Annotated in this window: 3 protein-coding genes; all 3 read right to left on the bottom strand. The window is 64.3% G+C overall.

The window, feature by feature from the left end; genetic code table 11:
- Positions 1-45: 45 nt before the first annotated feature.
- The 3 genes from ACMO6A_RS08145 to ACMO6A_RS08135 are packed head-to-tail and all read right to left on the bottom strand — an operon-like array spanning position 46 to position 2961.
- Positions 46-1542, bottom strand: coding sequence for an ABC transporter ATP-binding protein (locus ACMO6A_RS08145; protein WP_418142278.1), 1497 nt, complete (start codon positions 1540-1542; stop codon positions 46-48).
- Entirely contained in the window at positions 1539-2309 is a 771-nt protein-coding gene (locus ACMO6A_RS08140) for an energy-coupling factor transporter transmembrane component T (protein ID WP_021408978.1), read from the bottom strand. Before ACMO6A_RS08140 ends, ACMO6A_RS08145 begins: the two co-directional genes overlap by 4 nt.
- 1 nt (position 2310) lies before the next feature.
- Positions 2311-2961 (bottom strand): MptD family putative ECF transporter S component, encoded by a 651-nt coding sequence (locus ACMO6A_RS08135; RefSeq protein ID WP_086414154.1) that lies wholly within the window; start codon positions 2959-2961, stop codon positions 2311-2313.
- Positions 2962-3186: the final 225 nt, after the last annotated feature.

The following is a 3186-nucleotide window of genomic DNA, read 5'->3' as shown; positions in this document are numbered from 1 at the left end:
CGGATGTTTCACGTGAAACACTCCCAGCTCCCGCCCCTTCTGCCTTCAACACGCGCGCCGTTCGCCCTCGTCAGCACCTGCGCCTTCGAGCGCGAAGACGTGGGTGCAGCACTCGCGCATGAACTCGTTGTCGTGCGTGATGACCACCACGGCCGCCCCCTCCTCGGCTGCGCAACGCAGCGCGTCGGCCAACCGGCGCATGCTGAGGGCGTCAAGCCCGCTGGTGGGCTCGTCCAGGATGAGCACCGACCGCCTCGACGCCAGCCCGCAGGCAATGGACAGCCGCTGCTTCTGGCCGCCTGACAGCGAGGACGGATGCCTATCCCCCAGCTCGGCCAGGCCCAACCGGCCCAGCACATGATCGGCGTAGCGGCGCGCCGCGTCGTCCTGATCCGAGAACAAGAGCACTTCTTCGTCAACCCGGGAAGAGAAGAACTCCATGCTCACGTCGTTGGGGCTGTACCACACGCGGCGACGCAGCTCCCGCCGGGACAGCTTCCGCCCTCCCACGCGCACGCAGCCCTCGTCGGGTCGGCCCAAGCCAACCGCGACCTGCGCCAGGCTCGTCTTGCCCACGCCGTTTTTTCCCGTCAGCGCCATGATCTGCCCCGGTTCCACGGCGAAGCAGACACAGGAGAACAGCAGATTTCCACCGCGAGAAACGGCCAGGCCGTCCACCTCCAGGGACGCGGCTTCCAGACGCGCGCCGAAAGCTTCGCCGGACGCGGCCCGCTCGCCTTCCCGCGCGAGCCCCGCGGCAAGAGGCGCAGGCTTCAAGGAAGGCCGGGGGACGAAAGCAGGGCTGCGAACGCCCATGGCAACGCGCTCGGAGCCGTCCATGGCGAACACATCGTCGCGAGAGAGAACCGCCCGCATCCGCCCGGCCTCCATATAGCAGAACCGGTCGGCGCACTCCATCAGGTACGAGATGCGATGCTCGGCCACCACCAGCGCGTAGCCCTGCCGCTTCAGCTCCATCAGCACCGCGCCCAACTCTTGAGCCGCATCTTCGTCGAGGTTCGAAGAGGGCTCGTCCATCACCACGAGCCTCGGCGCAGGAGCAAGCGACGAGGCGATAGCCACGCGCTGCTTCTGCCCGCTGGAAAGCTCGTCCACCGCTATCGTGCGCAAACGGTCCAGACCCAAACGGCCGATCGCCGCATCGGTGCGCCTCACCACCTCCTCGGCGGGATAGCCGATGTTCTCGCACCCGAACGCCACCTCGCCCGCCAGCTGACTGGAGAAGAACTGGGCGGTCGGGTCTTGAAACACGCTTCCCACCAGCTCGGCTCTTCGCCACGCCTCCATATCGCGCGCAGAAAGCCCGCCCAAGAACACGTCGCCGGAAACGCTGCCGCGATAGTAGCCCCCGGCCAGGCCGTTCAAGACGCGCACGATCGTGGTTTTACCGCTGCCCGACGCGCCCATAAGCACGACGCATTCGCCGGCATGCACGTCCAAATCCACGGCATGCAGCGTTTCCGGAGCGCCGTAGTACGAGAAGCTCGCGCCTTTCAGCTGCGCGACAAGATCGCCGGTCATCCGAACCACCCTCCCCGCACAACCCAGACGCACGCAGCCAGCGCCGTCGCGACGGCCGCCAGGCAAACCGCGTCCGCCACTCCGAAAGGACTGCGATAGTAGCTCGTCCGCCTGGTCGGCGCTTCGGCGGCGCGGGCGATGGCGGATGAGGAAAGGCGGTCGGAGCTGTCCACCAACGAGAACATCAAGGGAACCAGCGCATGCTCGAGCGCCTGAACGGGGCTGCGCGCGACGTTTCCCGCCGAAAGCACCCCGCGCCTTTTGCACGACTCGGACAAACGCCGGAAGCTCGAGCGAACGGTGGGGAAGAACCTCAGCAGTACGAGCACGCCCACGATCAGGCGCTTCGGAATGCGAGCCTTCGCCAACGCGGCGCTGATAAGCCCCGGAGGGGAAAGCGCCACCGCGAAGAACGCAACCATGATGGGATAGGTTTTGATCGCGGCGTAAAAATGAACCGGCGAGAAAACGATCACAGTCATCTTCCCGTATGCAAGCGCCAGGCACGCGCCCCACAGCGCCGCGTAGAAAACCAGCATCTTGAAAGCCATGGAACGCTGTCCGCACGCAGCAAGGTAGAGCAGTAAAAAGCAGGTCAGCGCAGGCGACAACCGCACGCTGTCCACCAGGGAAACCGTCGCGATCGTCGCAGCCAGCACGATGGACTTCGTCGCCATGGAGAACCGTTCCCCGTCGGGCGACGCCGACGAACGCCCGACGGCGCGAGCGCCCGATGAGAACCGCTCGTTTCGGATGCCCTCCTCCACGTCAGATCACCCCTGCCTTCAGGAAGTGCTTCCTCATCAGACGCTTGCCCACGAGGGCTCCCAGGAATCCGGCGAACGCCGTGAGAGCGACTATGAACACGATCCATTCTGCATTCCCGTAGTACTTGAGGTACGCGTTCACGTACTCCTCGCCCATCATCCTCACTTCGGCAAGCTCTTGCAGGTACCCCTGAAGGTTGACCAGTATGGGGATGATCGACGACAGCGAGTACAGCGCGCTGAACGTCGCCCACGCCGCTACGATGCGGTTCGGCTTAGCCCGCTGCGCGGCCGTGCGCAGGAACAGCGCATCGATAGCCAAACCTCCCACCAGGTAGAACGGCAGCATGTACCACAGGTTTCCGAACATGAGGTACACCAGCGCCATCACGCACGCGTAGAACGCCGTGGTGCCGAAGCGGTTCACCCTCATAACCATGAGCATGTACAACGGCGCAACCACCAAAACGTACGTCGCCGCCATGAACAGCATGGAGAAATCCACACCCAGCATGGTAACCGACCCCACCACGAACAAGACGACGATCATCAAGGCGCTGAACAGCACCGCGGTGACGACCTCCTTGACGCCCCACATCTCGAACGCGGCCCCTTTGCGGGACTTCGACGTCTCATAAGGCGAATGTTCCATATCGACCTCTCTTTCCCATGCGTTTTGCATGTCTTGGTTCATCTGATGTTCCGGCACCGAACGCGCCGGATCGAATCCGAAGCGCTACTGCTCGCTGGCCAGCCGCCAACCGGCCGCCTGCTGGCGCTCGCGCCAAAACGACCGATACCGGCCGGGCACCTTCACCAGATCGCCGTGGGTTCCCTGCTGGGTGATGCACCCCTTCTCTAGGACGGCTATCTGATC

The sequence above is a fragment of the Eggerthella sp. genome (assembly GCF_048329335.1).
Lineage (GTDB): Bacteria > Actinomycetota > Coriobacteriia > Coriobacteriales > Eggerthellaceae > Eggerthella > Eggerthella lenta.
Note: the sequence above shows the minus strand (reverse complement) of the source record. Positions and strands in the feature narration are given on the sequence as shown.